We start from the raw sequence: 1,604 nt of genomic DNA, 5'->3' as shown, positions 1-1,604 counted from the left end.
GCGAAGGCCCAGACGTCCTTCCACGGGCTACCACCGAAGGTGCCCGGGATGAACTGGACGGCCATGGCCTCGACGATGCCCAGGGTGAGACCACCGACGACGGCGCCCCACACGTTTCCGATGCCGCCGAGGACGGCCGCGGTGAACGCCTTCAGACCGGCGAGGAAGCCCATCTTGAAGTTGATGTTCGTGACTTGCAGACCCTGCGCGACACCGGCGACGGCGGCCAGCGTGGCACCGACGGCGAAGGCGACCATGATGATCCGGTCGACGTTGATGCCCATGAGACGAGCGGTGTCGGGGTCCTGGGAGACGGCCTGCATGCCGCGCCCCGTCTTCGTGCGGTTGACGAAGTACCACAGGCCGGCCGCGCACATCACGAGGCAACCGATGGTGAACAGGGCCGAGCGCTGGATCGTGACACCGCCCAGCGTGAACGCCTGGCCGGTGACCACGTCGATCTGCGGGAAGGGCACCTTCTGCTTGGCGCTCGGGAAGTCGAGGGGGTTCCAGTTGGAGAGGAACAACGTCGGGTCGTTGAACCCTAGGCGCACCGCTTCCTGGAGGAAGATCGAGATACCGATCGCGGTGATCAGCGGCGCGAGGCGTGGCGCGTTGCGCAGGGGACGGTAGGCGATGCGCTCCATGGTCACGGCGGTGAGCACCGAGGCGGCGATCGCGCCGACCAGCATGATCGGCAGCGTCCACAGGGCCGTCTCGCCCTCGAAGAAGATCAGCCAGGTCGACAGGGCACCGAAGGCGCCGATCATGAAGATCTCGCCGTGGGCGAAGTTGATCAGCTGGACGATGCCGTACACGACGGTGTAGCCGACGGCGATGAGGGCATAGAGCGATCCCAGGGTCAGCCCGTTGACGAGCTGCTGGGCGAATTGGTCCACGAGGGTCTCCTCGGTGTTCGCGAACGGATGTGTGGACTTCTGAGTGTGGTTTTGGTCACCTGTCCGATCGACAGGCTGGGGGGAGCGTAGCGGCTGTCGGCGTCGCTGTCAGGCGCCACGCGCAACCGCTGTGGGACACGAACAGCGGGGGTGGTTCGGGCGAACCACCCCCGCTGTCAGGTGTGCATCACGGCAGGGCCGTCAGTGCTGGGTCTTACTTGAACTCCGAGGTGTTCACGGCTTCCCACTTGCCGCCCTTGACACCGTAGACGGTGAGGACGCGGGAGGTCGTGTCGCCGAACTCGTCGAAGGCAACCGCACCGGTGACACCGTCGAAGGAGACGTTGGCCATGGCGTCCACGGTCGCCTGGCGAGCGGCCTCGGCCGAGTCGGCGCTGGCCAGCGAGACCTTGAGGGCCTGGATGATGGCGTTGGCCGCGTCGAAGGCGTACGCACCGTAGGCCTCGTACGGCTCGGCGAACCCGGCTGCCTCGTAGGCGGCGATGAAGTCCTTGGCCGACTCGAGGGTGTCGGTCGGGGCACCGACCGAGGTGGCGAGGTCGCCCTCGGCGGTCGCACCGGCGAGCTTGATGAACTCACCGGAGTAGATGCCGTCGCCGCCCATGAGCGGGACGTTGAGGCCGGCGGCCTTCATCTGCTGCGAGAACGGACCGGCCTGCGGGTACTCGCCACCGTAGTAGACGG

General features: G+C 66.8%; 2 protein-coding genes. Both read right to left on the bottom strand.

Annotation, left to right across the window (positions count from 1 at the left end):
- Positions 1–899 (bottom strand): branched-chain amino acid ABC transporter permease (locus PLL68_RS14925; RefSeq protein WP_324535440.1); only part of this gene is annotated, 899 nt, incomplete at its 3' end.
- Between the two features lie 214 nt (positions 900–1,113).
- Positions 1,114–1,604, bottom strand: a 491-nt coding sequence (locus PLL68_RS14920; RefSeq protein WP_502910730.1) for a type 1 periplasmic-binding domain-containing protein, incomplete at its 5' end; no start/stop codon positions are given.

Source organism: Ornithinibacter sp. (assembly GCF_035443565.1).
Taxonomy (GTDB): domain Bacteria; phylum Actinomycetota; class Actinomycetes; order Actinomycetales; family Dermatophilaceae; genus Fodinibacter.
The sequence above is the reverse complement of the archived record's forward strand: the minus strand, read 5'-3'. Positions and strand labels throughout refer to the sequence as shown.